This window comes from Pseudonocardia sp. Ae331_Ps2 (genome assembly GCF_001932405.1).
Lineage (GTDB): Bacteria > Actinomycetota > Actinomycetes > Mycobacteriales > Pseudonocardiaceae > Pseudonocardia.
The window spans coordinates 5306595-5330987 of the sequence record NZ_MCIM01000001.1; the positions used below are offsets into that span (position 1 = coordinate 5306595).

General features: G+C 75.1%; 24 protein-coding genes. 15 read left to right on the forward strand and 9 right to left on the reverse strand.

What is annotated here, in order from left to right:
* Positions 1-84: 84 nt before the first annotated feature.
* Positions 85-834 (reverse strand): IclR family transcriptional regulator, encoded by a 750-nt coding sequence (locus Ae331Ps2_RS24825; protein WP_075306188.1) that lies wholly within the window; start codon positions 832-834, stop codon positions 85-87.
* A 118-nt stretch (positions 835-952) separates the two neighbouring features.
* Between Ae331Ps2_RS24825 and Ae331Ps2_RS24830 the strand changes: the two genes are divergently transcribed.
* The 8 genes from Ae331Ps2_RS24830 (at position 953) to Ae331Ps2_RS24865 (ending at position 9293) form a co-directional block, all read left to right on the forward strand.
* Positions 953-2239 carry an SLC13 family permease gene (locus Ae331Ps2_RS24830; protein WP_075306186.1) on the forward strand — a complete coding sequence of 429 codons (1287 nt, stop codon included), beginning with the start codon at positions 953-955 and terminating at the stop codon, positions 2237-2239.
* Between the two features lie 13 nt (positions 2240-2252).
* Positions 2253-3638, forward strand: a complete 1386-nt coding sequence (locus Ae331Ps2_RS24835) for an acyl-CoA synthetase (RefSeq protein WP_198932181.1) — start codon at positions 2253-2255, stop codon at positions 3636-3638.
* Positions 3639-3702: 64 nt separating this feature from the next.
* Complete coding sequence (locus Ae331Ps2_RS24840; protein ID WP_075306183.1) at positions 3703-5097, forward strand: glutamate decarboxylase; 1395 nt, start codon at positions 3703-3705, stop codon at positions 5095-5097.
* On the forward strand, positions 5094-5969 hold the full coding sequence (locus tag Ae331Ps2_RS24845; protein WP_075306181.1) for a carbohydrate ABC transporter permease: 876 nt from the start codon (positions 5094-5096) through the stop codon (positions 5967-5969). Before Ae331Ps2_RS24840 ends, Ae331Ps2_RS24845 begins: the two co-directional genes overlap by 4 nt.
* A complete protein-coding gene (locus Ae331Ps2_RS24850; protein ID WP_020623777.1) occupies positions 5966-6793 on the forward strand; it encodes a carbohydrate ABC transporter permease in 828 nt (275 codons plus the stop codon). The genes Ae331Ps2_RS24845 and Ae331Ps2_RS24850 overlap by 4 nt, the downstream gene beginning before the upstream one ends.
* Entirely contained in the window at positions 6790-8100 is a 1311-nt protein-coding gene (locus Ae331Ps2_RS24855; RefSeq protein ID WP_075306179.1) for a sugar ABC transporter substrate-binding protein, read from the forward strand. Before Ae331Ps2_RS24850 ends, Ae331Ps2_RS24855 begins: the two co-directional genes overlap by 4 nt.
* 127 nt (positions 8101-8227) lie before the next feature.
* The gene (locus Ae331Ps2_RS24860) at positions 8228-8614 is read left to right on the forward strand and encodes a VOC family protein (RefSeq protein WP_075306177.1); all 387 of its coding nucleotides are present in this window, start codon (positions 8228-8230) and stop codon (positions 8612-8614) included.
* On the forward strand, positions 8607-9293 hold the full coding sequence (locus Ae331Ps2_RS24865; protein WP_075306175.1) for a CoA pyrophosphatase: 687 nt from the start codon (positions 8607-8609) through the stop codon (positions 9291-9293). The genes Ae331Ps2_RS24860 and Ae331Ps2_RS24865 overlap by 8 nt, the downstream gene beginning before the upstream one ends.
* Here the strand turns inward: Ae331Ps2_RS24865 and Ae331Ps2_RS24870 are convergent.
* Entirely contained in the window at positions 9202-10401 is a 1200-nt protein-coding gene (locus tag Ae331Ps2_RS24870; protein WP_075306173.1) for an MFS transporter, read from the reverse strand. The genes Ae331Ps2_RS24865 and Ae331Ps2_RS24870 overlap by 92 nt on opposite strands.
* Positions 10402-10589: 188 nt before the next feature.
* A complete protein-coding gene (locus Ae331Ps2_RS24875; protein ID WP_083695958.1) occupies positions 10590-11861 on the reverse strand; it encodes a reverse transcriptase family protein in 1272 nt (423 codons plus the stop codon).
* A gap of 392 nt (positions 11862-12253) precedes the next feature.
* On the opposite strand from Ae331Ps2_RS24875, the gene Ae331Ps2_RS24880 reads away from it, so the two are divergent.
* The 3 genes from Ae331Ps2_RS24880 (at position 12254) to Ae331Ps2_RS24890 (ending at position 15704) form a co-directional block, all read left to right on the forward strand.
* Complete coding sequence (locus Ae331Ps2_RS24880; protein ID WP_075306171.1) at positions 12254-13192, forward strand: alpha/beta fold hydrolase; 939 nt, start codon at positions 12254-12256, stop codon at positions 13190-13192.
* Positions 13193-13754: 562 nt separating this feature from the next.
* Positions 13755-15050 (forward strand): NtaA/DmoA family FMN-dependent monooxygenase, encoded by a 1296-nt coding sequence (locus tag Ae331Ps2_RS24885; RefSeq protein WP_233147552.1) that lies wholly within the window; start codon positions 13755-13757, stop codon positions 15048-15050.
* 120 nt (positions 15051-15170) lie between these two features.
* Complete coding sequence (locus Ae331Ps2_RS24890; RefSeq protein ID WP_139318708.1) at positions 15171-15704, forward strand: hypothetical protein; 534 nt, start codon at positions 15171-15173, stop codon at positions 15702-15704.
* On the opposite strand, the gene Ae331Ps2_RS24895 is transcribed toward Ae331Ps2_RS24890, so the two are convergent.
* Positions 15646-16101, reverse strand: coding sequence for a cupin domain-containing protein (locus Ae331Ps2_RS24895; RefSeq protein ID WP_075306167.1), 456 nt, complete (start codon positions 16099-16101; stop codon positions 15646-15648). The genes Ae331Ps2_RS24890 and Ae331Ps2_RS24895 overlap by 59 nt on opposite strands.
* 10 nt (positions 16102-16111) lie before the next feature.
* The gene (locus Ae331Ps2_RS34020; RefSeq protein WP_075306165.1) at positions 16112-16684 is read right to left on the reverse strand and encodes a class I SAM-dependent methyltransferase; all 573 of its coding nucleotides are present in this window, start codon (positions 16682-16684) and stop codon (positions 16112-16114) included.
* 55 nt (positions 16685-16739) lie between these two features.
* On the opposite strand from Ae331Ps2_RS34020, the gene Ae331Ps2_RS24905 reads away from it, so the two are divergent.
* Entirely contained in the window at positions 16740-17552 is an 813-nt protein-coding gene (locus Ae331Ps2_RS24905) for a helix-turn-helix domain-containing protein (protein ID WP_075306163.1), read from the forward strand.
* Here the strand turns inward: Ae331Ps2_RS24905 and egtD are convergent.
* From egtD to egtA, 4 genes are all read right to left on the reverse strand, one after another.
* A complete protein-coding gene (egtD, locus tag Ae331Ps2_RS24910; RefSeq protein ID WP_083695959.1) occupies positions 17539-18528 on the reverse strand; it encodes an L-histidine N(alpha)-methyltransferase in 990 nt (329 codons plus the stop codon). The two genes, Ae331Ps2_RS24905 and egtD, sit on opposite strands and share 14 nt — an antisense overlap.
* Positions 18525-19274, reverse strand: coding sequence for an ergothioneine biosynthesis protein EgtC (gene egtC / locus Ae331Ps2_RS24915; protein ID WP_075306161.1), 750 nt, complete (start codon positions 19272-19274; stop codon positions 18525-18527). The genes egtD and egtC overlap by 4 nt, the downstream gene beginning before the upstream one ends.
* Positions 19267-20556: an ergothioneine biosynthesis protein EgtB gene (egtB, locus tag Ae331Ps2_RS24920; RefSeq protein WP_369804875.1), complete on the reverse strand. Its 1290-nt coding sequence runs from the start codon at positions 20554-20556 to the stop codon at positions 19267-19269. Before egtB ends, egtC begins: the two co-directional genes overlap by 8 nt.
* 68 nt (positions 20557-20624) lie before the next feature.
* Positions 20625-22022, reverse strand: coding sequence for an ergothioneine biosynthesis glutamate--cysteine ligase EgtA (gene egtA / locus Ae331Ps2_RS24925; protein ID WP_249265330.1), 1398 nt, complete (start codon positions 22020-22022; stop codon positions 20625-20627).
* Positions 22023-22146: 124 nt separating this feature from the next.
* Between egtA and Ae331Ps2_RS24930 the strand changes: the two genes are divergently transcribed.
* Genes Ae331Ps2_RS24930 through Ae331Ps2_RS24940 form a run of 3 tightly spaced genes read left to right on the forward strand, consistent with a single transcriptional unit; the run spans position 22147 to position 24374 of the window.
* Positions 22147-22719, forward strand: coding sequence for a TetR/AcrR family transcriptional regulator (locus Ae331Ps2_RS24930; protein WP_020625434.1), 573 nt, complete (start codon positions 22147-22149; stop codon positions 22717-22719).
* A 27-nt stretch (positions 22720-22746) separates the two neighbouring features.
* A complete protein-coding gene (locus Ae331Ps2_RS24935; protein WP_075311735.1) occupies positions 22747-23751 on the forward strand; it encodes a dihydroxyacetone kinase subunit DhaK in 1005 nt (334 codons plus the stop codon).
* Positions 23748-24374, forward strand: a complete 627-nt coding sequence (locus tag Ae331Ps2_RS24940) for a DAK2 domain-containing protein (protein ID WP_075311737.1) — start codon at positions 23748-23750, stop codon at positions 24372-24374. Before Ae331Ps2_RS24935 ends, Ae331Ps2_RS24940 begins: the two co-directional genes overlap by 4 nt.
* Positions 24375-24393 lie beyond the last annotated feature (19 nt).

A 24393-nucleotide genomic window follows, 5' to 3' on the forward strand; every position in this document is an offset into this window, starting at 1 on the left:
CGCCGAGGGGGCGGGCTCCGTCGGTGCTGCCGGACGGGACTGCGGGCCGGGGCTGCGGGCTGGGACTGCACTCCCGGCGCGTGCCTACGGACGGGCCCCCAGGTCGTGGGAGATGCGCCGGGCGGCGTCGGCGGCGGCGCGGCCGTGGTCGTCGAAGACGTCCTCGGTCATCCGCACCGTCGGACCGGACACCGACAGCGCCCCGACCGGTTGCCCGTCGGGACCGAGGAGGGGGGCGCCGACCGCGGCGATGCCGTCGGAGAGCCCCTCGGGGTTGACCGACCATCCGCGCTCGCGGACCTCCGCGATCCGGGCCCGCAGCCGGTCGGGGTCGACGACGGTGCGCCGGGTGGACGCCTCCAGCGGACCGGCGAGGTAGTCCTCGACCTCCGCCGGGGTGCACGCGGCGAGGTAGGCCTGCCCGGTGGCCGAGGCGTGCAGCGGGATGCGGTGACCCAGCGGCAGGAACGCGCGCAGCCGGTGCGCGGTGTCCAGCCGTTCGAGCAGGACCAGCTCGCGACCGTCCGGGGCCGCCAGGTGCACGGTCTCCCCCGTCGTGAGCTGCAGCTCGTGCAGGACCGGGAGCGCCACCGCGCGCAGGCCACCGGCGTCGCGGGCCTGGTTGCCGACCGCGAACGCCCGGTAGGTGAGCCGCCAGCGGGCGGTGTCGTCGCTGACGCACCAGCCGACCTCGGCGAGGGTGTGCAGGATCCGCTGCACGGTGGACTTCGGCAGCGCGACGGTGCGGGCGAGGTCGGACAGCCCGACGGGCTGACGCTCCCCCACCGCCTCCAGGACGCGGACCGCGGAGACGACGCTGGTGGTCGGAGCCATGAGCGGTGTTGACCTCCCCCGTTCGGGCGACCTAGTGTCCGCCCCAGACGGTCCACTCTACGAACCACTGTGCCACCTGATGGACCGATACGACAAGCGCGTACCAACGGGGGTAGGCATGGCGGTGCAGACGGTGCAGGTCGTCACGCTGGTGGTGTTCGCGGCGGTCTTCGTGATCGCCGAGGTCCGCCGGTCCCACATCGGGATCGTCATGTTCGCGGCCGCCGCGGGCATGGGCGTGCTCGTCGCGGGCCTGCCGCTCGACGACGTCGTCGCGGGCTTCCCCGTCGACATCCTCGTCCTGCTGGTCGGGGTGACGTTCTTCTTCGGGATCGCGAAGGCCAACGGCACCATCGGCCGGCTCGTCGACCGGGCCCTGGTCGTGGTCGGTGACCGGACCGGGGCGCTGCCGCTGACGTTCTTCGTGCTCACCGGCGTGGTGTCGGCGATGGGCTCGCCCCTGGGCGGTCTGGTCATGGCACCGATCGGGATGACCGTGGCCCACCGGCGCGGGATCGACCCGATGCTGATGGCGCTGGCCATCGGGACCGGGCTGTCGGCGGGCGGGTTCGCACCGACGTCGCTGTTCGGGATCGTCACCTGGGGCACGGCGTCGGCGGCGGGCATCGCGCTCGCCCCGCTGACCCTGTTCGCGGTCGCGATCGTCGCGAACCTGGTGCTGCTGGCCGCGTCCTACCTGATGTTCTCCGCCCGCAGCCGGGTCCCGGTCGCCGCTGGCGGCGGGCCCCAGGAGCCCGGAGACACCGAGCCGCCGGCGCGCGAGCCGTTCACCGCGACGCACCGGATCACCGTCGTCGCGATGCTCGGCCTGGTCGCGGCGATCGTCGTGCTGGCGCTGCTCGACGCCGAGCCCGACGTCGGAGTGCTCGCCTTCGTCTTCGGCGCGGTGCTGACCCTGATCGACCCGGACAGCGGTCGCGGTGCCCTGAAGGAGATCGACTGGTCCACCGTGCTGCTGGTCGGCGGCATCATCACCTACGTGGGCGTGCTCCAGGAGATCGGCTCGGTCGACCTGCTGGGCGACCTCGCCGCGAGCCTCACCGTCCCGCTGCTCGCAGCGCTGGTGATCTGCGCGGTGTGCGGGCTGGTGTCGGCGTTCGCCTCGACCACCGGCATCCTCGCCGCGCTGGTGCCGCTGGCGATCCCGCTCGTGCAGCAGGGCGGGCTCCCGGGCTGGGCGCTGATCTGCGCGCTCGGGGTCTGCTCGTCCATCGTGGACGTGTCGCCCTTCTCGACGGTGGGTGCGACGCTGGTCGCCACCACCGTCGACGAGCAGGAACGCCCCCGCATGACTGCACTGCTGACCCGCTGGGGCCTGTCGATGGTCGTGATCGGCCCGTTGGCCTTGGTCGGCGCCCTCGTACTGCCGGCCATGGCCGCGTGAGAAGGAGATCCTCGTGTTCCTCACCTCCCTGACCGAGCCGCGGGACCTGGAGCGGGCCGTCACCGTCGGCGACGACGTGCTCTCCCGCTCCGAGCTCGTCGACCGGGGCGGACGCGTCGCCGCCGGGATCCCCGACGACGGCCCGGTCGCGGTGCACGCCACCGCCTCGATCGACACCGTCGTCGCGATCACCGGCGCGATCATGGCCGGGGTGCCGGTCGTGCCGGTCCCCCCGGACTCGGGGCCGGCCGAGCGTGGGCACATCCTGACCGACTCCGGCGCCACCGCCTGGGCGGGACCGCGGCCCGACGGCGTCGACCTGCCGGTCGTCGTCCCCGGCGCACGACCGCTCACCCCGCGCGCGGTCGACCCGGCCGCCACCGCGATGCTGCTCTACACCTCCGGCACCACCGGCCGCCCCAAGGGCGCGCAGCTGTCCGGGGCCGCGATCGCCGCCGGGCTGGACGCCCTGTTCGAGGTGTGGGACTGGACCCCCGAGGACACCGTCGCCCACGGTCTGCCCCTGTTCCACGTGCACGGCCTCATCCTCGGGGTGCTCGGTTCGCTGCGCCTCGGGTCGCGGGTGGTGCACACGGTCAAGCCGCAGCCCGCCCGCTACGCCGCGGTCGACGCCTCGATGTACTTCGGCGTCCCCACGGTCTGGAACCGGATCGTCGACGAGCCCGACGCCGCCCGTGCCCTGGGCCGGGCCCGGCTCCTCGTCTCGGGCAGCGCCCCGCTGCCCGCCTCGCTGTTCGACCGGATCGCCGGCCTGACCGGGCAGGCGCCGGTCGAGCGCTACGGCATGACCGAGACCATGATCACCCTGTCCGCGCACGCCTCCGGGGAGCGTCGCGCCGGATGGGTCGGCCTCCCCGTCCCTGGCGCCCAGACCCGGCTGCTGCCCGCCTCCGACGACGCCCCCGCCACCGTCCCCGACGACGGCGAGACCGTCGGCCGGCTCGAGGTCCGCGGCCCCATGCTGTTCGACGGCTACCTGAACCGCCCCGACGCGAACGACGAGTGCTGGGCCGGCGAGGGCTGGTTCCGCACCGGGGACCTCGCCGTCCGCGACCCGGGCGGGTTCCACCGCATCGTCGGCCGCGAGTCCACCGACCTGATCAAGTCGGGCGGCTACCGGATCGGCTCCGGGGAGATCGAGGCCGTGCTGCTCGACCACCCGGGCGTCGCCGAGGTGGCCGTGGTCGGCGCCCCCGACCCCGACCTCGGCCAGAAGATCGTCGCCTACGTCGTCGGCGACTCGCGTGACGGGCAGGCGCTGATCGACCACGTCGCCGGGCAGCTGTCCTGGCACAAGCGTCCCCGCGAGGTCGTGTTCGTCGACGCCCTGCCCCGCAACGCGATGGGCAAGGTCCAGAAGAAGCTGCTCGGCGCCTGACCCGGGTCCCCGGATCGGGCGCGTCCGCGGGCGCTCCCGGCCGGCCGGGCCTAGGTTGCTGACCATGCCCGGTGCGCACTCACCCTCGGAGGACCGCGGCGACGACCGCGGGGTCTCGGTCAACCCCGTCTTCGCGGCCGAGCCGGTGGACATCCCCCGGTTCCGGATGCCCGACTCGGGCCTGCACCCCGAGATCGCCTACCAGGTCGTGCACGACGAGCTGATGCTCGACGGGAACGCCCGGCTGAACCTGGCCACGTTCGTCACGACGTGGGCGGAGCCCCAGGCCGAGCGGCTGATGGCCGAGTCCTTCGACAAGAACATGATCGACAAGGACGAGTACCCGCGGACCGCGGACCTGGAGCAGCGGTGCGTGCGGATGCTCGCCGACCTGTGGCACGCCCCCGACCCGGGACGGGCCGTCGGCTGCTCGACGACGGGCTCGTCGGAGGCGTGCATGCTCGGGGGGCTGGCGCTCAAGCGGCGCTGGCAGCACCGGCGCAGGGCGGCAGGCCTCCCGACGGACCGGCCGAACATCGTGATGGGCGTGAACGTCCAGATCTGCTGGGACAAGTTCGCGAACTACTGGGACGTGGAGCCGCGGCTGGTCCCGATGGAGGGCGACCGGCTGCACCTGGGGGCCGACGAGGCCGTCGCGCTGTGCGACGAGAACACCATCGGCGTCGTCGCGATCCTGGGGTCCACCTTCGACGGCAGCTACGAGCCCGTCGCCGAGATCTGCGCCGCGCTCGACGACCTGCAGTCCCGCACCGGGCTGGACGTCCCGGTGCACGTCGACGGCGCGTCGGGAGCGATGATCGCGCCGTTCTGCGACCCCGACCTGGAGTGGGACTTCCGGCTGCCCCGGGTGGCGGCGATCAACACCTCCGGCCACAAGTACGGCCTGGTGCATCCGGGCGTCGGGTGGGCGGTGTGGCGCGACACCGACGCGCTGCCCGAGGACCTGGTGTTCCGGGTGAACTACCTGGGCGGGGACATGCCGACGTTCGCCCTGAACTTCTCCCGCCCCGGCGGGCAGGTCATCGCCCAGTACTACAACTTCCTGCGGCTCGGCCGCGAGGGCTACGCGCGGGTCCAGAGCACCTGCCGGGAGATCGCCACCGGGCTGGCCGGGCGGATCGCCGACACGGGCGCGTTCCGGCTGCTCACCGACGGCTCGCAGCTGCCCGTGTTCGCGTTCACCGTCGCCGACGGCGAACCGTTCTCGGTGTTCGACGTGTCGGCGGGTCTGCGCGAGACGGGATGGCTGGTCCCGGCGTACACGTTCCCGCAGAACCGGGAGGACCTGGCGGCGCTGCGGATCGTGGTGCGCAACGGGTTCAGCCACGACCTGGCCGCGCTGCTGCTCGACGACCTGGCGCGGCTGCTGGAGCGGCTGCGCCGCCAGGCCGGTCCCGTCCGCGGGAGCGAGGCCGCGGGCTTCGCCCACGGGACGTGAGCCGGTCCCGGCGGGACACCCGCACCGCGTACCTGCTGCTGGCGCCCAGCCTGCTGGGTGTGGTGCTGTTCCTGCTGGTCCCGGTGCTGATCGTGGTGGGGCTGGCGCTGTTCCGGTGGGACCTGGTCGGGCCGCGGACGTTCGTCGGGCTGGACAACGTCGTCGCCGTCGCCACCGACGGCCGGTTCACCCGGTCCCTGCTGGTGACGGCGTTCTTCGTGCTCATCGTCATCCCGGTGCAGACCGCCCTCGGTCTGGCGGCGGCGCTGCTGCTGGACCGCGGTCTGCCGGGGACCACGGTGTTCCGGGTGATCTTCGTGCTGCCGTGGATCTGCGCGCCGCTGGCGCTGGGCGTGGTGTGGCGGTGGATCCTGTCCCCCACCGACGGCGCGCTCAACGCGCTGCTGGGGATCCGCGTCGAGTGGCTGGCCGACCCTGCGCTGGCGCTGCCGTCGGTCGCGGCGGTGACCGCCTGGACCCAGGTCGGCTACGTCGCCCTGTTCTTCCTGGCCGGGCTGCGCGCCATCCCGGACACGATCGTCGAGGCGGCCCGGCTCGACGGGGCATCGGCGTGGCAGCTGCTGTGGCGGATCCGGCTGCCGCTGCTGCGGCCGACGCTGTTCTTCGTGCTGGTCACCGGCGTGATCTCCAGCTTCCAGGTGTTCGACTCGGTGTACGCGCTCACGCCGAACGGCGGCCCGCAGGGTGTCACCGACGTCGTCGCGGGGCGGATCTACTACGAGGCGTTCGAGAACCGCGCGGTCGGGCAGGCCGCGGTGATGGCGGTGGTGTTGTTCGTGATCCTGGTGGTGGTGACCGTGGCCCAGCAGCGGTGGTTCAGCCGTCGCACGACCTACGAGCTCGACACGTGAGGCGCGGCAGACTCGTCGACGCGGCCGTGCTGGTCGCGCTGCTGGTGGGCGCGGTGGTGACGCTGGCGCCGTTCGTGCTGAGCGTGATGACCGCGCTGAAGACGACCCGGCAGTTCGCGGCGACGCCGGTGCTGGCACCGCCGGCCCCGCCGACGGTCGAGAACATCGTGACCCTGTTCGGCCGCGACTACGACTTCGTGACCCCGATCGCGGTGACCGCGCAGGTGGTGGTCGTGGTCCTGGTGGGGCAGCTGCTGTTCTCGGTGCTCGCGGCGTACGCGTTCGCCCGCCTGGAGTTCCCGGGTCGCGACGCGTTGTTCTGGGTGTACCTGGGGACGCTGATGGTGCCGCAGGCGGTGACGGTGATCCCGCTGTACCTGATGATGACCGAGGTGGGGCTGCGGAACACCTTCTGGGCGCTGGTGCTGCCCTACGTCCTCGGGTCGCCGTTCGCGATCTTCCTGCTGCGCGAGCACTTCCGGACCATCCCGCAGGACCTGATCGACGCCGCCCGGCTCGACGGTGCCGGGACGGTCGGGATCCTGCGGCACGTCGTCGTGCCGGTGAGCCGGCCGATCCTCACGACGCTGGCGGTGATCACCGTGGTGACGCACTGGAACAACTTCCTGTGGCCGCTGGTCATCACCTCCGGCCGGACCTGGCAGGTGATGACGGTGGCGACCGCCGGGCTGCAGACCCAGTACAACGGGAACTGGCCGATCGTGATGGCGGCGACGACGGTCGCGATCGTCCCGCTGATCGCGCTGTTCCTGGTGTTCCAGCGCAGCGTCGTCCGCTCGATCACGATCACGGGGTTCCGGTGAGGCGCCGCCTGGGCGCCGCGCTGGTGCTGGTCGCGGCGCTGGTGCTGACGGCCTGCTCCCCCGCGTCGCAGTTCGACGACGATGCCGACGGCGTCACCACGGTGACGCTGCGGTTGTGGGACACCCAGGTCGCGGCGGCCTACCGGCGCTCGTTCGACGCGTTCACCGCGGCCAACCCCGACATCCGGGTCGAGCTGGTGCAGGTCCCGTTCAAGGACTACTTCACCTCGCTGCCCCTCGACGTGGCCTCGGGTACCGCGACCGACATCTACTGGGTCAACTCGTCCAACTTCGGGGCGCTCGCCGACGCCGGAAGGCTGATCGACGTCGGGTCGGCGCTGGCCGACCAGCGCGCCGGCTGGGTGCCGGCCGCCGCGGACCAGTACACCCGCGGCGGCACTCTGTGGGGTGTCCCGGTGGTGACCGACGGCCGGATCGCGCTGTTCTACAACAAGGACCTGGTCCGCGCGGCCGGGGTCGACCCGACGACGCTGCGGTGGGATCCGACCGACCCGGCCCGCGACACCCTGCTCCCGGCCGCGCGGAGGCTGACCGCCGACGCCACCGGACGGACCGCGGACCAGCCCGGGTTCGACCCGCGCACGGTGCGCCGGTACGGCTTCAACGCGGCCCGGGACCTGCAGGCGATCTACGTGAACTTCCTCGCCTCCGCGGGCGGCCGGTTGCAGGCCCCCGACGAGACCTTCGACTTCGCCACGCCCGCGGGTGAGCAGGCGTTCGGCTACCTGGTGAACATGATCAACACCGAGCGGGTGGCGCCGTCCGCGGCCGACACGAACCAGAACCCGGACTTCAGCCGCGACCAGTTCTTGCGGGGCCGGATCGCACTGTTCCAGAGCGGCACCTACAACCTCGCCAACATCGCCGAGGGCGCGACCTTCGACTGGGGGATCGCGCCGATGGTCGAGGGCCCGCGCGGCCGGGTCAGCGTGGTGTCGAGCATCGTGGCCGCCGGCAACGCCGACAGCCCGCGGCGTCCGGAGATCCTGCGGGTGCTGCGCTGGCTGGGATCGCCGGAGGGTGCCGCCCCGGTCGGCGACAGCGGCGCCGGGCTGCCCGCGGTGACCGCGGCCCAGCGGGGCTGGTTCGACTACTGGGCGCGCCGCGGCGTCGACACCCGGGAGTTCGTCGCGGACGGCCCGACGACCCCGGCACCGTCGGGGCCGAAGGTGGGCGCGGCGACGACGGCGATGGAGCCCACGCTCGACGACCTGTTCGCCGGGCGGCTGCCCGTCGCCGCGGGGCTGCGGCGGGCGCAGGACATCGGCAACGCCGCGCTGCGCTGATAGCGTGTCCGGTGCGCCCCCGATGGGCCCAGCCGGAAGGAGTTCTCGCCAGTCCCGCACGGGCCCGCGGGCGCAGCTCCTTCACCCAGGTCGTTCGCGTGGTCCCCACTGTCGTCGGGAGACCCGTATGACCTGCACGTTCAACCACATGATCGTCGCCGCCCGGGACCGGGTGGCCTCCGCCGAGTTCTACCGGCACGTCCTGGAGGCGGCGCAGGCGCCGTCCTGGGGGCCGTTCACCAACGTCGCCCTCGACGGCGGCGTCCTCGTCCAGTTCGCCGACCTGCCCACCGACGTCTACCCGCAGATCCAGCCCCAGCACTACGCGTTCCTCGTCGACGACGCGCTGTTCGACCGCGCGTACGCCCGGCTCGTCGAGGCGGGCGCCGAGCACTGGGCCGACCCGCAGCGCACCCGCCCCGGCGAGATCAACCACGGGCACGGCGGGCGCGGGGTGTACTTCCTCGACCCGGCCGGTCACTTCCTCGAGATGATCACCCAACCGTATGTGTGACGTCGCCGCGGCCCGGCGCTGGCTCGACGCCGCCCGGCCCGATCCCGGCCGTGCCCCGGACTGGATGGTGCCGTTGCTGCGCGGGCTGGAGCACGCCGGGCCGCGGGACATCAGCAGGAACGACCTGCCCGCCGACCACGTCGGACCCCGGCAGTCGGCCGTGCTGGTGCTGCTCGGGCAGGGCCCCGACGGCCCGGAGGTCGTGCTCCAGCGGCGGGCCCGACGGCTGCGCCACCACTCCGGCGAGATCTCCTTCCCCGGGGGCCGTGCGGACCCGGGCGACACCGATCCCGCGGCCACCGCGCTGCGGGAGGCGACCGAGGAGACCGGGCTGGAGCCGTCCGGTGTGGACGTCGTCGCGACGCTGCCGCGGCTGATCCTGCTGACCGGGTTCCACGTGACCGCGGTACTGGGGCACTGGCGGACGCCGACCCGGCTGCACGCGGTCGACCCGGCCGAGACCGAGGCGGTGCTGCAGGTGCCGTTGGTGGTGCTCGCCGACCCGGCGCACCGGTTCCGGCTCCGGGCCGGGGGCGGGGCCTGGCGGGGCCCCGGTTTCCGGGTGGGCGAGGACGTGGTGTGGGGGTTCACCGCCGAGGTGCTCGACGCGGTGCTGCGCCTGGGCGGGTGGGAGCGGCCGTGGCCGCCCGGCCCGGAGCTGGACTGGGAGTCGTTGTGAGCACCAGCAGCGGCGCGGCCAGCAGGGCCAGTGCCGCGGCCGTCCATATCGGACCGATCGGCCCGGCCGCCGCGAATGCCGCGCCACCCAGCAGCGGGCCGAGGGTCGCTCCGGCGTTCAGCGACGCGGTGGCGACGGCGCCGCCGAGGGTCGGTGCCTCGCGGGCGGCCGTCAGCGCCCGGGCGACGAGCGTCGACGCGACCGCGAAACCCAGCGCGCCCAGCAGCCCGACCAGGGCGAGCACCGCCACCGGGTGCGTGGCACCGAGCGCGAGCGCGGTCCAGGCCACCGGCAGCGCGCTACCCGCGCCGAGCAGCAGCGGGCGGGCGCGGGTGTCGGCGAACCTGCCCGCGATGCCCACCCCTGTGGCGGCGCCGGACCCGAACAGCAGCAGCCCGACGGGCACCGCCGGTGGGCCGCCCGCCTCGGCCAGCAGCGGCGCCAGGTAGGTGTACGCGGCGAACGTCGAGCCGTTCACCAGGGCACCGAGCGCCAGCGCCCCGACGACCGCGCCCCGGCGCAGGACCGTCAGCTCGGCGCGCAGGCCGGGCGCCGGTGCCCGCCCGCCGTCGCCGGTGGGGACGCCGGCGACGACCCCGGCCAGCGCGACGGCGGCCACCGCCGCGACCACCCAGAACGTCGCACGCCAGCCGAACGCCTGTCCCACCAGTGCGCCGGCCGGGACACCGGCGACGAGGGCGACGGTCGTGCCGGACAGCAGGGTCGCGGTCGCGCGGGCCGTACGCTCCGGCGGCGCCGCCGCGACCGCGACCGACAGGGCGACGGCGAGGAACCCGGCGGTGCACAGCGCGGCGAGCACCCGGGTGACCAGCAGGATCCCCAGGCCGGGGGTCAGCGCCCCGGCGACGTGCGCGGCGACGAAGGCGGCCAGGAACCCGCACAGTGCGAGCCGCGGCGGCAGCCGGCGTGCGGCCAGCGCTGTGAGCGGGGCGCCGAGGACCATCCCCACGGCGAACGCCGAGGTCAGGGACCCGGCGGCGAGCGGGGTGACGCCGAGGTCGGCGGCGATGTCCGGGACGAGCCCGGCGAGCATGAACTCCGTGGTGGCCAGCGCGGTGACGGCGCAGGCGAGGACGACGAGCAGCACGGTGGAACTCCGTGGGTGACGGGGTCGGGAACGGACATCGGTCCGGCCGCGTCACCGGGTGCGGGCAGGGGAGGTCGCCGCCACCGGTGGGACCGGTGGCTACCGCGTGTTCGACTCCGGACTGCCCACGGCCGTCACCGTAGCCGTCGCGCTCCCCCGGCGCCCGCCGTTTCCCCGTCCCCGGCGGTTCACCAGCTGATGCGGTCGAAGAGCTCCCGCAGCCGCGCCGCCCGCGCCGGGCGTCCGTGACCCACCCACGCGATCCGCCCCAGCAGGTGCTCGCGGAACACCGGGTGCCCGGCCCGGTTCTGCGCGTCGGGGCCGGTGCGGGCGGCGTTGTGCAGGATCGCGCGCAACTCGTCGTGGTCGCGGCGCGAGGCGGCCGGGGCGTCGCCGTTGACGACCAGGCCCACGACGCGCTGCCGATGGTGCGCGGGCATGATCCGGGTCTTGTCCGGGCGGACGCGGAAGCCCTCCTCCGCGGCGATCGCCGCCACCCGCCGCGTCAGACCGTGCACCGGCAGCGCGGCGTCGCCGGAGAACACCAGGTCGTCGGCGTAGCGGCCGTAGGCGGCGCCGACCGCGGTCGCCAGGCCGCTCAGCCGCCGGTCCAGTCCGTAGGTGAGCAGGTTGGCCACCGTCGGCGACGACGGCGCGCCCTGGGGCAGGTGCGGTGCGGCGAGGCGGTCGAGCATCCGTCGTCGCGCGGCGGGATCGCCGCGGTGCGGGCAGGCGCGCAGCACCCCGGGCGGGGTGGCGGTCACGAGCAGGCCGGCGATGGTGGCGGCGACGGCGGGCGGGTAGCCCGCGACCCGCAGCAGTCCGGCGACCCGGCCGCCGGTCACGTGGGAGTAGAAGCCCTCAAGGTCCAGGCGCAGCACCATCGGCCGGGCCCGGTGCTCCGCGGCGAGGGTGTGCGGGCTCCGCCCCCGGACGTGGCCGTGCGCGGCCGGGTGCACCGGGATCCGGTCGAGCACCCTCCGCCGGATCCGGCGCTGCAGCTCGGCGAGCCGCGGGGCGGGTGCCTCGATCAGCCGGGGTGTCCCGGAGCGCGACGGTGTCCAGTGCCGCCGGTAGTGGGTCAGCGGCCCCTCGGGGGCGTGCCGCAGCCAGCCGCCGGGGTCGGCGAACCAGGCGAGCTCGCCGTCGTCGAGGTGCAGGGCGGTGGCCAGGGCGGACAGATCCGCCCAGCGGGGCACCGGCAGGCGCCACACCGGGTCGGGCTGCTCGACCCGGCGATGTCGGCGCGGCCCCGCCAGCAGCGCGACGACCTCGGCCTCGACACCGGCCGAGGAATCGCGCGGGGCTCGGCGCCGCCGGGCGACGAGCGCGCCCACGACGCCCGCCAGCTCCTCGGGTCCCGACCAGCCACCGAGCCCGGCGAGCCGCTCGGTCAGCGGGTCCGTGCCCCACGGCCCGGCGCAGGCGGCCGCGGCGACCGCCGCCGGGTGCGGTGCCATCAGCGGCCCCGCACCCTCGAGCGGTCCCGCACCGCGGGATCGGACGGTACGGCGGGGCCGCAACGCTGGGTGATGCGGCGGCGGGGGTCGACCGGTGTTCTCCGTCCGCCGCGCGCCGCGGGCAGCGCTGTCGTGCCGTCCGCGCGCGGGACGCCGTGCTGCATCGTGCCGGTGCACCCCGGGGTTGCCCCGGAGTCGCGGGCCCCGGCCGGAACCGGGGCGGCCGCCTGCTCGTCCGTCCGCCGCCGCATCGGCGACGACGCTACCGGGTGCGGCACGCCGCGGCAGCTCACGCGCGGCCGACACCGGCTCTGCCCGGGGAGAACGACCACGCCCACGGTGGAGGCGATAGGTACCCGTTCTACGCTCGGCTCCCCAGGGAGGAGAGCACGATGACCGCATCCGCTCACCGCGAGATCGACCTGCCGTTCGACGTCCTCGACGGCTTCACCCACCACATGGTCGACGTCGACGGGGTGACGCTGCACGCCGTCGACGGTGGCGTCCCGGAGGCACCCGCGGTGGTGCTCCTGGCCGGCGTGCCGCAGACCTGGTGGGCCTGGCACCGGGTCATGCCCGCCCTCGCCGCGACCCACCGGGTCGTGGCCCTGGACCTTCCCGGGCAGGGGCACTCCGACCGGCCCGCCGACGGCTACGACACCCTCAGCGTGGCGCGCCTCGTGCGGCGGGCCGTCGAGCTCCTCGGGGTCGGCGAGCACTGGCTCGTCGCCCACGACGTCGGGGCATGGGTCGCCACCACCTACGCCCTCGACACCCCGGCCGCGTCCGGCGGACCCGAGCTGCTCGGTCTGGCACTGCTCGACGCCGGGATCCCCGGCGTCAGCCTGCCCACCAGCGTGGCCCTCGACCCCGCGAGCGCCTACAAGCTCGCGCACTTCGCCTTCCACCTCGTGCCCGATCTCCCCGAGACGCTCATCAGCGGGCACGAGCGGGAGTACGTGGCCTGGTTCCTGACCCAAAAGGCCGCGGCGCCCGACGTGTTCTCCGATGCCGAGATCGACCGGTACGCACGCCTGTTCGCCGCGGCGGACGGGGTGCGGGCGATCCTCGCCTACTACCGGTCCGTGCCGGAGTCGGCGAGTCGCAACCGCGAGCTCGCGGCCGCCCGGAAGATCGATGTGCCGGTGTCGGCGATCTCCAGCGACCAGGGCTCGATCCCCGACATGGCGGCGGCCGTCCGACCCCTCGTCGGCGACGCGGTCGACGTCCTCGACGTCCGGGTGGTCGGTGCCGGCCACTTCATCCCGGAGGAGGCTCCCGACCAGGTCGTCCGGGCGATCGAGGAGCTCGTCGCCCGCAGCCGGCCCTGACCCGCTCCGCAGCGGGCGGCGGCCCCGCTGCCGGGTTCCGGTTCCGGGTTCCGGGGGCGGAGACCCCCGGTCATCGGTCGGTCCTCGCCCTCGGGACCCGCCCCGCAGGCGGCCGGCGCAAGTGCCTGATCCGCCTTGACACCGGCGCACCACCCGGGTTGTGTCGGCTCCGCAGGCTCGCACGGGGCGACCGGCAGAGGTGGGGTCGGCGAGACGACAGCACCGTCCGGCCGCGGGTGCGGGTGGTAGCGCCCAGCACGAGGGAGGACCGCATGTTCGTCGCCGTCCGGCGCCGCCACGTGGACTTCGTGCGGACCTCGGGGGCGTGCTGTCGGGGCTGACCACAGCCCGTCTCCCGACCGCACGACCGAAGGATCCTCATGCCCGCCACATCCCGCGGTGCCCTGGTGCCCACCACCGGTACCGACCGGCCGACGCGGCCCGCCCCCACGCCGACGGGTGCCGTCCCCCCGGCGTCAGGCGCCGGTGCCTCCTCCCGCATCCGGCCCCACGGGATCCGGAGGTCGCGGTGAGCGCCCGTCCACCCCGCATGCTCCGCACGGTGACCGGAGCGGGCGGCGTCGCGGAGACCTACGACCTCGCCCTGGACCCCGAGCGGTCCACCCTGGACACCGCGGTACGGGTCGCCGAGCTCGCCGAGGCCGCCCGGATCGACGCCCTGTTCACCGCGGACCTGCTCCGCTTCGGCGCCCAGGGCGCGATCGGGTCGCAGGAGCCGCTCGTGTTCGTGTCCGCGCTGAGCCAGGTGACCTCGCGCATCGGGCTCATCGCGACGGTCTCCACGACGTTCCACCACCCGTACAACCTGGCCCGACTGTTCGGCACGCTCGACCACGTGTCGAACGGGCGGGCGGCCTGGAACCTGGTCACGTCGTCGCTCGGCGAGGAGAATTTCGGACCCGGTGGGCTGCCCGACCCCGAGGACCGGTACGCCCGCGCCGCCGAGACCCTCGAGGTCGTCAACGCGCTGTGGGACAGCTGGGACGCCGACGCGCTCACCCGGGGGCCGGACGGGCGGGCGGTGCTGCACCCCGAGCGGGTGCACCCGATCGACCACGCCGGCCGGTTCTTCGACGTGGCGGGCCCGCTCAACATCCCCCCGCTGCCGCAGGGGCGCCCGGTACAGATGCAGGCCGGGCAGTCCGAGGCGGGCCGGGCGCTCGGCGCGCGCTACGCCGAGGTGGTCTTCACCTCGCTGCCCACCCTGGACATCGCCCTGGACTTCACCCGCGCGATCCGTGCCGAGGCCGGCAGGCTCGGGCGGCCCGGCGGGCTCCCCCTGATCTTCAGCTCCTTCCACGCCACCTACGGCGCCACCGAGGAGGAGGCCCTGCGGACGGTGCGCGACCGGCGGGAGGCGATCGACTTCGACCGCGGCCGCGCGCAGGTGGCCGACATGCTCGGGGGGATCGAGCCCACCGCGCTGGCCGAGCTGCCGCTCGACGTGCCGATCCCGGAGTCCCTGCTGCCCGACATCCGGTCGGTGCACCGTCGCCGCGGGCGGGTCGACATCTTCGCCCGCTACGTCCGGGAGGGATACACCCTGCGCGAGCTGGTGATCGCGGCACAGGACACCGGGCACTGGGCCGCGGCGGGCACCCCCGAACAGCTCGCCGACGCCGTCGAGGAGCGGTTCCGGGCCGGCGTCCTCGACGTCATCTCGCTGCAGGGGCTGGCCGACCCCCGGCAGCACGAGTTCGTCGTGGACGGCCTGCTCCACGAGCTGCGCCGCCGCGGGATCGTCGCCGACGACTACACCGGCACGACCCTGCGCGAGAACCTCGGTCTGCCCCTTCCCGGCCCACGGGCACTCCCGCGGATCGCTCCGACGGGATGAGACCGGACGCGTGCCGGGTACGCCGGGCGTGCCCGGCGACGCGGGGCACGCACAACCTCCGGGAGCCCCTCGGGCACGGTCACACCCGACGCGCGGCGACGGCCCGTATCGTCACCCGCCGTGAGTGCCGTGTCGTCCGGCCAGCCGTCCGAGCAGCCGTCCGAGCAGCCGTCCGGCCAGCCGTCGGGACAGTCGCCCGGCCGGCCGTCCCGGGCCACCCCGGTCGTCGCCGGCGCCGCCGCCGTGCTGCTGGTCGCCCAGCAGGTGCCGGGTCTGGTCTTCCGGCACGGGACAGCGGTGCCAGTACTGCCGGTCGGGCTGTGGCGAGCCTGGCTGCCACTGATCCTCGCGGGTCTGGCGCTGCTCTCGGTCTCGGCGCTGTGGGCGCGCCGGCACCCGGGGGCGACGGCCACCGCGGGCCGCGTCGCCGGGCTGCTGCTCGCGCTGGGTCCGGCGACGCTGCTCGCCTACCGCGGGCGTCTGGTGGACCCGCTGGCCGTCTACACCCTGGGGCTCGACCCGTCGGAGCGGGCGTGGCCGGTGGTCGACCTCGTCCTGGGCACCCTGCTGGCGCTGACGCTGGTCGTCTGCCTGCTCAGGACCGGTGCAGCGGGTCGATCCACGGCACGTGCTCGGGCTGCTCGACCCCGGTGATGTCGAGGTTCACCACGACCGGCTCCTGACCGGAGCGGGTCAGCACGCACCCCAGCGGCTCGTCGTCGAGGGCGTTGATCTCCTGGTGCGGCACCCACGGCGGCACGAAGATGAACCCGCCCGGCCCGGCCTCGGCGGTGAACTCCAGGTGCTCGCCCCACTTCATGCGGGCCCGGCCGCGCACGACGTAGATGACGCTCTCCAGCTCCCCGTGGTGGTGCGCCGCGGTGCGGGCGCCGGGGTGGATGGTCACCGTGCCCGCCCACAACCGCTGCGCGCCGACCCGGTCCCCGGTGACGGCGGCGGCGCGGTGCATGCCGGGGGTCTGCGGGGTGTTGTCGTCGAGCATGTCGCCGGGGATGACCCGGACGCCGTCGTGGCGCCAGTCGGTGCTCATGCACCCGACCCTAGCCGCGGCCGGCCCGGAACCGGAACGACCGCGCACCCAGCTCGGTCTCCGGCCGTGCGAGCCCGGCCGCGCCGAGCCGCCGCGGCAGTGTCGCCGGGTCGACCGCGGTCAGGGTGTCCCCGATGTGGACCGCCCGGAACCGCAGCGACATCCGGGAGTCGATCCCGGCGAACGTCCCACCGGGACGCAGCACCCGTGCGGCCTCGGCGAAGAGCCGGTCCTGCTCCCCCGGTGTCGGGACGTGGTGGAGCATCGTGAAGCAGACGACGGCGTCGAAGCTCCCGTCCGGGAACGGCAGGGCGGCGCCGTCGCCGTGCCGGACGTCGACCCCGAGCTCGTCCCCGAGGTCGTCACGCAGGTCGGCCGCCAGCACGGGGTCGACCTCCAGCGCGGTCAGTGCCCCGGATCGCGGCGCGAGCCAGCGGGTGGTGACGCCGTAGCCGGGGCCGATCTCCAGGACCTCACCGGTGAGGTCGACGTCGCGGGTGGCCCAGGGCAGCGTCGTCCCGTGCATCCGGTCGGACCAGGAGTCGGAGCGGCAGATCCGCCGGTGCAGCACGTTCATCGCCATGGCCGCGACGCTAGGCGCGGGTAGCGGTGGCCGGGAGCCGCTAGGCTGCCGGATCGTGTCGCGTTCCGGCCTGCCCGCGCACGTCCCCGACGTGCCGGGCGCCGCGGTGCTGGTCTCCCGCATCCCGCTCGAGCGCGGGCACGCGTTCGCCGAGCACACCCACCCGGCCCATCAGCTCGCCTGGGCGGCCGCCGGGGTCCTGCGGGTCACCGTCGCCGACACCAGCTGGGTCCTCGGCCCCGGACGGGCGCTGTGGCTGCCGGCCGGGGTCCCGCACGTCACGGCCGCCACCGAGACGGCGGCGATGCGCGGGATCTACCTGTGGCCCGGCCGCTGCCCGATCGACTGGCCCGCGCCGTGCGTGCTCGCGGTCGAACCGCTGGTGGCGGCCCTGCTGGAACACCTGGCCGGGCCGGGGCCCGCGACGCCCGAGCGGTCCCGCGCCGAGGCGGTGCTGTTCGACCGGCTCCGCCCGGCCCGCGACGCCGGCGGCCCCGGCGCGGCGGTCCGGCTCGTCCTGCCCACCGACCCGCGAGCCCGCCGGGTCGCCCTGGCCCTGCTCGACGATCCCGCCGACGACCGCGACACCGCCGCGTGGGGCCGGGCCGTGGGAGCGGGTGAACGCACCCTGTCCCGGCTGTTCCGCGCCGAGACCGGGGTGGGCCCCGGCCGGTGGCGGACGCTGCTGCGGATGCGCGTCGCACTGGAGCAGCTGGCCGCGGGCCGCCCGGTCGGCGTGGTTGCCCGGCACGTCGGCTACGCGACGCCCTCGGCGTTCGTCGCGGCGTTCCGCCGGGAGACCGGGACCACGCCGTCGGCGGTGCTGCGCCCGGCCGGCGCAGCACCGCCCGGGCTCAGGCGGCGGTGAACAGGGTCAGCGCGAACCGCGCGTCGGGGTCGACCCAGCGGCGCGGCGGCGCGAACCCGGCCGCGGCGGCGAACGCGTCGACCGTCGCCGGGGTGAACTTCGCCGAGATCTCGGTGGCGAGCTCCTCCCCCGCGACGAACGCGACGTCGAGGTCGAGGTCGGCGATCCGGACCCGCATGTCGCGGGTGGCGCGCAACCGCATCTCGATCCACGAGTTCTCCGCGTCCCACACCGCGACGTGGTCGAACGCGTCGACGTCGAAGGTCGCGCCGAGCTCGCGGTTGAGCACGCGCAGCACGTTGCGGTTGAACTCCGCGGTGACCCCGGCCGCGTCGTCGTAGGCGGGGACCATCACGGCCGGGTCGGTGGCCAGGCCGGTGCCGAGCAGCAGCTGCTCACCGGGCCGCAGCACCGAGCGGACGTGTCGCAGGAAGTCGTGGCGCGGGCCGGGCATGAGGTTGCCGATGGTGCCGCCGAGGAAGGCGATCATCCGCTTCCCGCCCGGCTCGGCACCGGGCAGCCGGTCCAGGTCACGGGTGAAGTCGCCGACCACGCCGTGCAACTCCAGCTCTGGGTAGTCCCGGTGGAGCTCGTCGATGGCGCCGCGCAGGGCGGACTCGCTGACGTCCTGCGGGACGTAGCGGCGCAGCGTCCCGGCACGGGCGAACGCGTCGAGCAGCAGCCGGGTCTTGGTCGAGGACCCCGACCCCAGCTCGACGACGGTGTCGGCGCCCGAGGAGCGGGCGATGTCGTCCACGGAGTCGGCGAGCAGGGCCCGCTCGGTGCGGAAGGGGTAGTACTCGGGCAGCTCGGTGATCCGCTCGAACAGCTCGGATCCCCGGGCGTCGTAGAACCACTTCGGCGGCAGTTCCTTCGGCGACGCGGCGAGCCCGCGCGTCACGTCGGACCGCAGCGCGGTGTCGGCATCGGATTCGGTGAGGTGGACGTCCAGCTGAATGGCGCCGGGAGTGCTCACGGAGCTCCTAGGTCATGACTCTCGTGGTGGCCCGGTCGGGCCACCACCAGGTGCCGGTCGGGCACCCGGGTCCAGTCGGGGAACGCATGGGTCGGTTCGGAGGCGACGGTCACGCAGCCCGGTCCGACCCGGACGGCGAGTGCGTGCCGCCAGGCCGTCGCCCAGATCGTCGTGCCGTCGGTCAGCAGCAGGTTCAGCCGCGAGCCGGGCGCGGTCCGTTCGGTGTCGGCGCAGACCCTGGCCAGCAGGTCGGCCGGGTCGGCGCCGTCGGCGAGACCCCGCCGGACCACCGCCCAGAGCAGTGCCGCGTCGGTGGGGGCGTCGAGGGTCATCAGGTCGGTGACGGGCAGTGCCGCCGCGGCGTCCGCGAGGGACTCTGGCCAGCCGCGGACGACGCCGTTGTGGCTGAACAGCCACCGCCCGTCGGTGAAGGGGGCGGCGGCCGTCGCGGTGACCGGCATGCCGACCGTCGCCGAGCGGACGGCGGCGAGCACCGCACCCGACGTCGTCGTCCCGGCCAGCGCGGCGTAGGACGTGTCGGACCACAGCGGCGACGCCGAGCGGACCCGCACCGGCGTCGTGCTCCCGGGCGGGTACCAGCCGGTGCCGTGGCCGTCGGCGTTGATCGTGCCGCCACCGCGCATGTCGGCCGGGGCGTAGGACTGCGCGAGCAGCCCGTGCTCCGGTTCCAGGACCAGCGACGCCAGTGTGGCCGGTTCCCCCAGGTACGCGAGGTGCCTACACACCGGCGTCGCGGACCAGCCGGAACCCGGCGAAGATCTGTCGGCGGATCGGGTGGTCCCAGTTGCGGAACGTCGCCCGGATCGCCGCCGGATCGGTGCCGAACGACCCGCCGCGCAGGACGGCGTAGTCCCCGCCGAAGAAGACCTCCGAGTACTCGGGGTACGGGAACACGGTGAACCCCGGGTAGGGGTGCCAGCCGGAGTCGCACCACTCCCAGACGTCGCCGACCATCTGCTGCACCCCGAGCGCGGACGCCCCCGCCGGGTAGGCCCCGATCGGGGCCGGCTGCAGGTGCCGCTGACCGAGGTTGGCGTGCTCGGCGCGCGGCTCGTCGTCGCCCCAGGGGAAGCGCCGCGAGCGGCCGGTCGCCGGGTCGAAGCGGGCGGCCTTCTCCCACTCCGCCTCGGTGGGCAGCCGCTTGCCGACCCAGCGGGCGTAGGCCTGGGCCTCGTGGAAGGACACGTGCACGACGGGCTCGTCGTCGGGCACCCGCTCGATGATCCCGAACCGGCGCCGCCACCAGGTGCCGTCGGCGTCGCGGGACCAGAACCGCGGCGCGGCCAACCCTTCCTCCGTGCGGTGCGCCCAGCCGGCGTCGGTCCACAGCCGCGGGTCGTCGTAGCCACCCGCGTCGACGAACGCCGCGAACGCGCCGTTGGTGACCGGGTGCACGTCGATCCGGAACGCGGGCAGGTCGACGACGTGCGCGGGCCGCTCGTTGTCCAGCGCCCACGGCTCGGCCGAGGTGCCCATCTCGAACGGGCCCGCCGGGACGAGGACCTCCGCCGCCGGGTCCACCGCACCGGCCGGGCGGGGCGGCGGGGCGGCGTCGAGCACCGGCGCCCCGGAGCGCAGCTGGTGGGTGGCGAGCATGGTCTCGTCGTGCTGCTGCTCGTGCTGCACGATCATCCCGAACGCGAAGCCCTCCGCCTCCAACCGGCGACCGCGCAGCGGGCTGCGGTGCAGCGCGTCGAGCGCCTTGTCCCGGACCTCGGCGACGTAGCCGCGGGCCTCGGCCGGGGTGAGCAGCGGCAGCGTGACCCGCGAGGAGCGGGAGTGCTGGAACGCGTCGTAGAGGCCGTCGATCTCCGGGCGCAGCGGCTCGCGGCCGCCCACGTCACGGACGAGCCACAGCTCCTCCATCGACCCGATGTGCGCGAGGTCCCAGACCAGCGGTGACATCAGCGGCGAGTGCTGGGCCTGCAGCTCGCCGTCGTCGAGATCGGTCAGCGCGGTGCTGCGGCCCCGCGAGCGCTCCAGCAGCGCCGCGACCCGGGTGCGCATGGTCTCCGGGCGCTCCCCGGGCGTCGCGGGCCCGGTCAGGGGTCCGGTGGGAACGGTGGGGTCGGCGGTCATGCCACGTCCTCCTCGGCGGCTCGGGTGGTCGGACTGGCGGTGTCACCGGGTCTGGCGGGGCCTCGACCGGCCTGGGGCAGGTACAGCCCCGGCGGGAACGGGGCGGTAGTCGGCCCCGCGCCGTGCTCGGCCGGGTCGGCCTCGTCGGCGGGGCAGCGCCCGCGCAGCACACGCTGCTCGGTGACCTCCCGCAGCCGGTCCAGCAGCGGTGCGGGGGCGGTGGTCAGCGGGTGGTCCGCAGCGGCGAGCACGTCGCAGGCCAGCGGGAACAGCGCGGCCGCCGCGGCGGCGAGCCCGGGGTGGTCCAGCCCGTCGCGGGCGGCGGCGACCCACTCGTCGCGGACCGGCTCGCACAGCTCCCGCACCCGGTCGACGACGGTGTCGGTGGTCAGCGCGAGCAGGACCGCGGCGGGCAGCGCCCAGTCCGCGCCGGCCTGGCCGTCGACGTAGCGCACCTCGAGGTAGCCCTGCGGACGGACCGGCGGGAACAGGGTCGAGACGTGGTAGTCGAGGTCGGCCAGTGTCGGCGGCCGGTCGAGGACCCCGCCACGGACGCGGCCGGACACCCAGTCGGCGAAGGTGACCCCGGGTGGCACCGACCAGGTCCCGGTGCCGCGCACGCACAGCAGCGGGGTGGTGACCACCCGGCGCGCCCACGCCGCGGCCGGGTCGGTACCGGACGCCGCGATGGACGGCGGCGCGGTCCGCGAGGGGTCCAGGCTCAGCCAGCACGCCTGGCGGGAGGACTTCCAGCCGGTGCGGCGGCCGTGCTGCACCGGCGAGTTCGCGAACGCCGCGAGCAGCACCGGGCCGAGCTCGTGCAGGACCGCCCAGCGGTCGGCGATCCCGGCGGCCGGGCCGGCGTCCACGCTGACCTGCACCGCGGCCGTGGAGCACATGCCGCTGCGGCCGTGCGGGCCGACGCCGTCGAACACGCACTCCATGGCCGCGTAGCGCGGCAGGTCCAGCAGCCGCCGGGCGGGCCGGACCGGGTCGGCGGCGCGGTCGTGCGGGCGCAGGCCGTACTCGGCGAGCAGTCCGTGGAGGTGGGCGGAGTCGGCGGTGAGGGCGCCGAGGAGGGCCTCGAGCGAGCCGGCGGGAGCGCTGGAGATCTCGATCTGGCCGCCCGGCTCGACGGTCACGGTGCCGCCCGCGGGGAGCGGGGCCGCGTGCGAGGCGGGGTCCAGGGAGGCCGGGCAGTGCGGGCCGAGCGCGGCACGCACGGCGCCGAGGTCGACCGGGTCGGCCGGGTGACCGGGTCGGTGGAGCATCCATTCGATCTCGACACCGGCCAGGGTCGGGGGGCCGTGTTTGAAGCAGACCGACGCCACGTAGGCCTCGGCCTCCCCCACGCTGCGGAGCACACCGTCGGTGCTCTGGTGGTCCAGGGTCACCAGGTCGACGCTACCCCCGACGTGTGACACCCGCACGCGATGCAACCGTGATCCCGCGCGATCGCGGGTGACCGGCGGCACGACCGTCCCCCCATGCAGGACAAGCGTACGGAATACTGGGGCCATGCCCCGTGTCAGCACCGACCAGCTCGCCGCGCGCCGGCAGCAGATCCTCTCCGGTGCCCGGACCTGCTTCGCCGATCACGGCTACGAGGGCGCCACCGTGCGGCGGCTCGAGGAGTACACCGGGCTGTCCCGTGGCGCGATCTTCCACTACTTCCGGGACAAGGAGGCGCTGTTCCTGGCCCTGGCCGAGCAGGACGCCACCCGGATGGCCGACGTCGTCGCCGAGCAGGGCCTGGTGCAGGTCATGCGCGACCTGCTGCGCGACGGATCGGACCGCAGCTGGCTGGGCACCCGCCTGGAGGTTTCGCGACGGCTGCGCACCGAGCCGGAGTTCCGGGCCCGCTGGCAGCAGCACTCCGGTGCGCTGACGGCCGCGACCCGGGCGCGGCTGGAACGCCAGGCCGCGGCCGGCGCCCTGCGCGACGACGTGCCGGTCCCGGTGCTCGCCCAGTACCTGGAGCTGGTGCTGGAGGGGCTCGTGTCGCACCTGGCGATGGGCCTGCCCGCCGACGACCTCGGCCCGGTGCTCGACCTCGTGGAGAACGCCGTCCGCGCGCCGTTGATGCGCTGACCGCCCGCGGCCAGCATGATCGGCGCCATGCCGTTCCCCTTCCACCCCGCGGGCGACGACCCCGTGCCGGCCGCCGTCCGCGGGTTCGCCCGGGCCCACGCCGACCTCGTCGTCCTGCACGAGGACCCGATCCACCTGGTCGCCCGCGATCGGGCACCCGGCAGGCGGGTCGGGCTGGTCTCCGGTGGGGGGTCCGGCCACGAGCCGCTGCACGCCGGGTTCCTCGGCCGCGGGATGCTCGACGCCGTCGCCCCCGGCCCGGTGTTCACCTCCCCGCACAACAAGGCCGTGCTGCACGCCTCCCGGGCTGCCGCCGGCCCGGACGGGGTCCTGCACGTCGTGAAGAACTACACGGGCGACCGGATCAACTTCGGCATCGCCGCGGAGCGGCTGCGGATGGAGGGCGTCGACGTCGCCCGGGTCCTCGTCGACGACGACCTGGCAACCGACGGGCTCGACACCGCGACCGGGCGGCGCGGGACCGGGGCGACCGTCGTCGTCGAGAAGATCCTCGGGGCCGCCGCGGACACCGGCGCCGGGCTCACCGAGCTCGCGACGCTGGGCGCGGACGTCGCCGCCGCCTCGCGCAGCCTCGCCGTCGCCTCCCGCGCGCAGACCTCGGCCCGCACCGGGGAGCCCGCGTTCGCCCTCGACGGGCAGCTCGACTACGGCGTCGGCATCCACGGCGAGCGGGCACGGCGTTCGGTCGACCGGCCGCCCACCGAGGAGCTCGTCGACCGGATGCTCGACGAGATCGTCGCCGGCCTGCCCGCGGGCCCCGACCAGGTCGTCCTGGTCGTGAACGGCATGGGGGGCACGGCGCTGCTGGAGCTGTACGTGCTCGCCGAGCTGGCCGCCGTCGCGCTGGAGGCACGCGGGCTGGAGCGGGTGGGTCTGCTCGTCGGCACCTTCGTGCCCGCCCTGGACATGGCCGGCTTCTCCCTGACCCTGACCCGGATGCGCCCGGAGTGGACGGACCTGTGGTCCGCCCCCGCCCGGACGGCCGCCTTCCCCCGGACGGAGACCTCATGACGGGCCAGCGGATCGACCAGGACGCCGTGCTGGCCCGGTTCGCCCGGGCCGTCGAGGACGGCCACGGCGCGCTCACCGACCTCGACCAGCACTCGGGCGACGGCGACTACGGCGACAACCTGCGTGCCGGGGTCCGGCTGGCCGTCGCGCTCGCGGAGCGCGGTCCGCAGCGCGGTTTCGGCGCGCTCGGCGAGGTCTTCCTCGACGAGGTCGGCGGCACCAGCGGCCCGCTGCTGGGCCTGCTGTTCTCCGAGATCGCCCGCGCGCTGTCCTACGGCTCGGCCGACGCGGCCGCGTTCGCCGCGGGCGCCCGGGCCGGGCTGACCGCGATCCAGCGGGTCGGCGAGGCCGAGGTGGGCGACCGGACGATGGTCGACGCGCTCGCCCCCGCCGTGACCGCGCTGGACCGTGCGGGGTTCGCCGCGGCGGCGGCCGCGGCCCTCGACGGCGCCGAACGGACCGCGGAGCTCGCGGCCCGGCACGGCCGCGCGTCCTACGTCGGGGAGCGCGCGAAGGGCGCACCGGACCCCGGCGCGGTCGGCGTCGCGCTGCTGTTCGCCGCGGTCGCCGCGGTCGCCGAGCCCGACGCCGAGGTGGCGGACCCGCTGGCCGGGCGGACCTGAGTCCCGTCCCCGCGGGCCG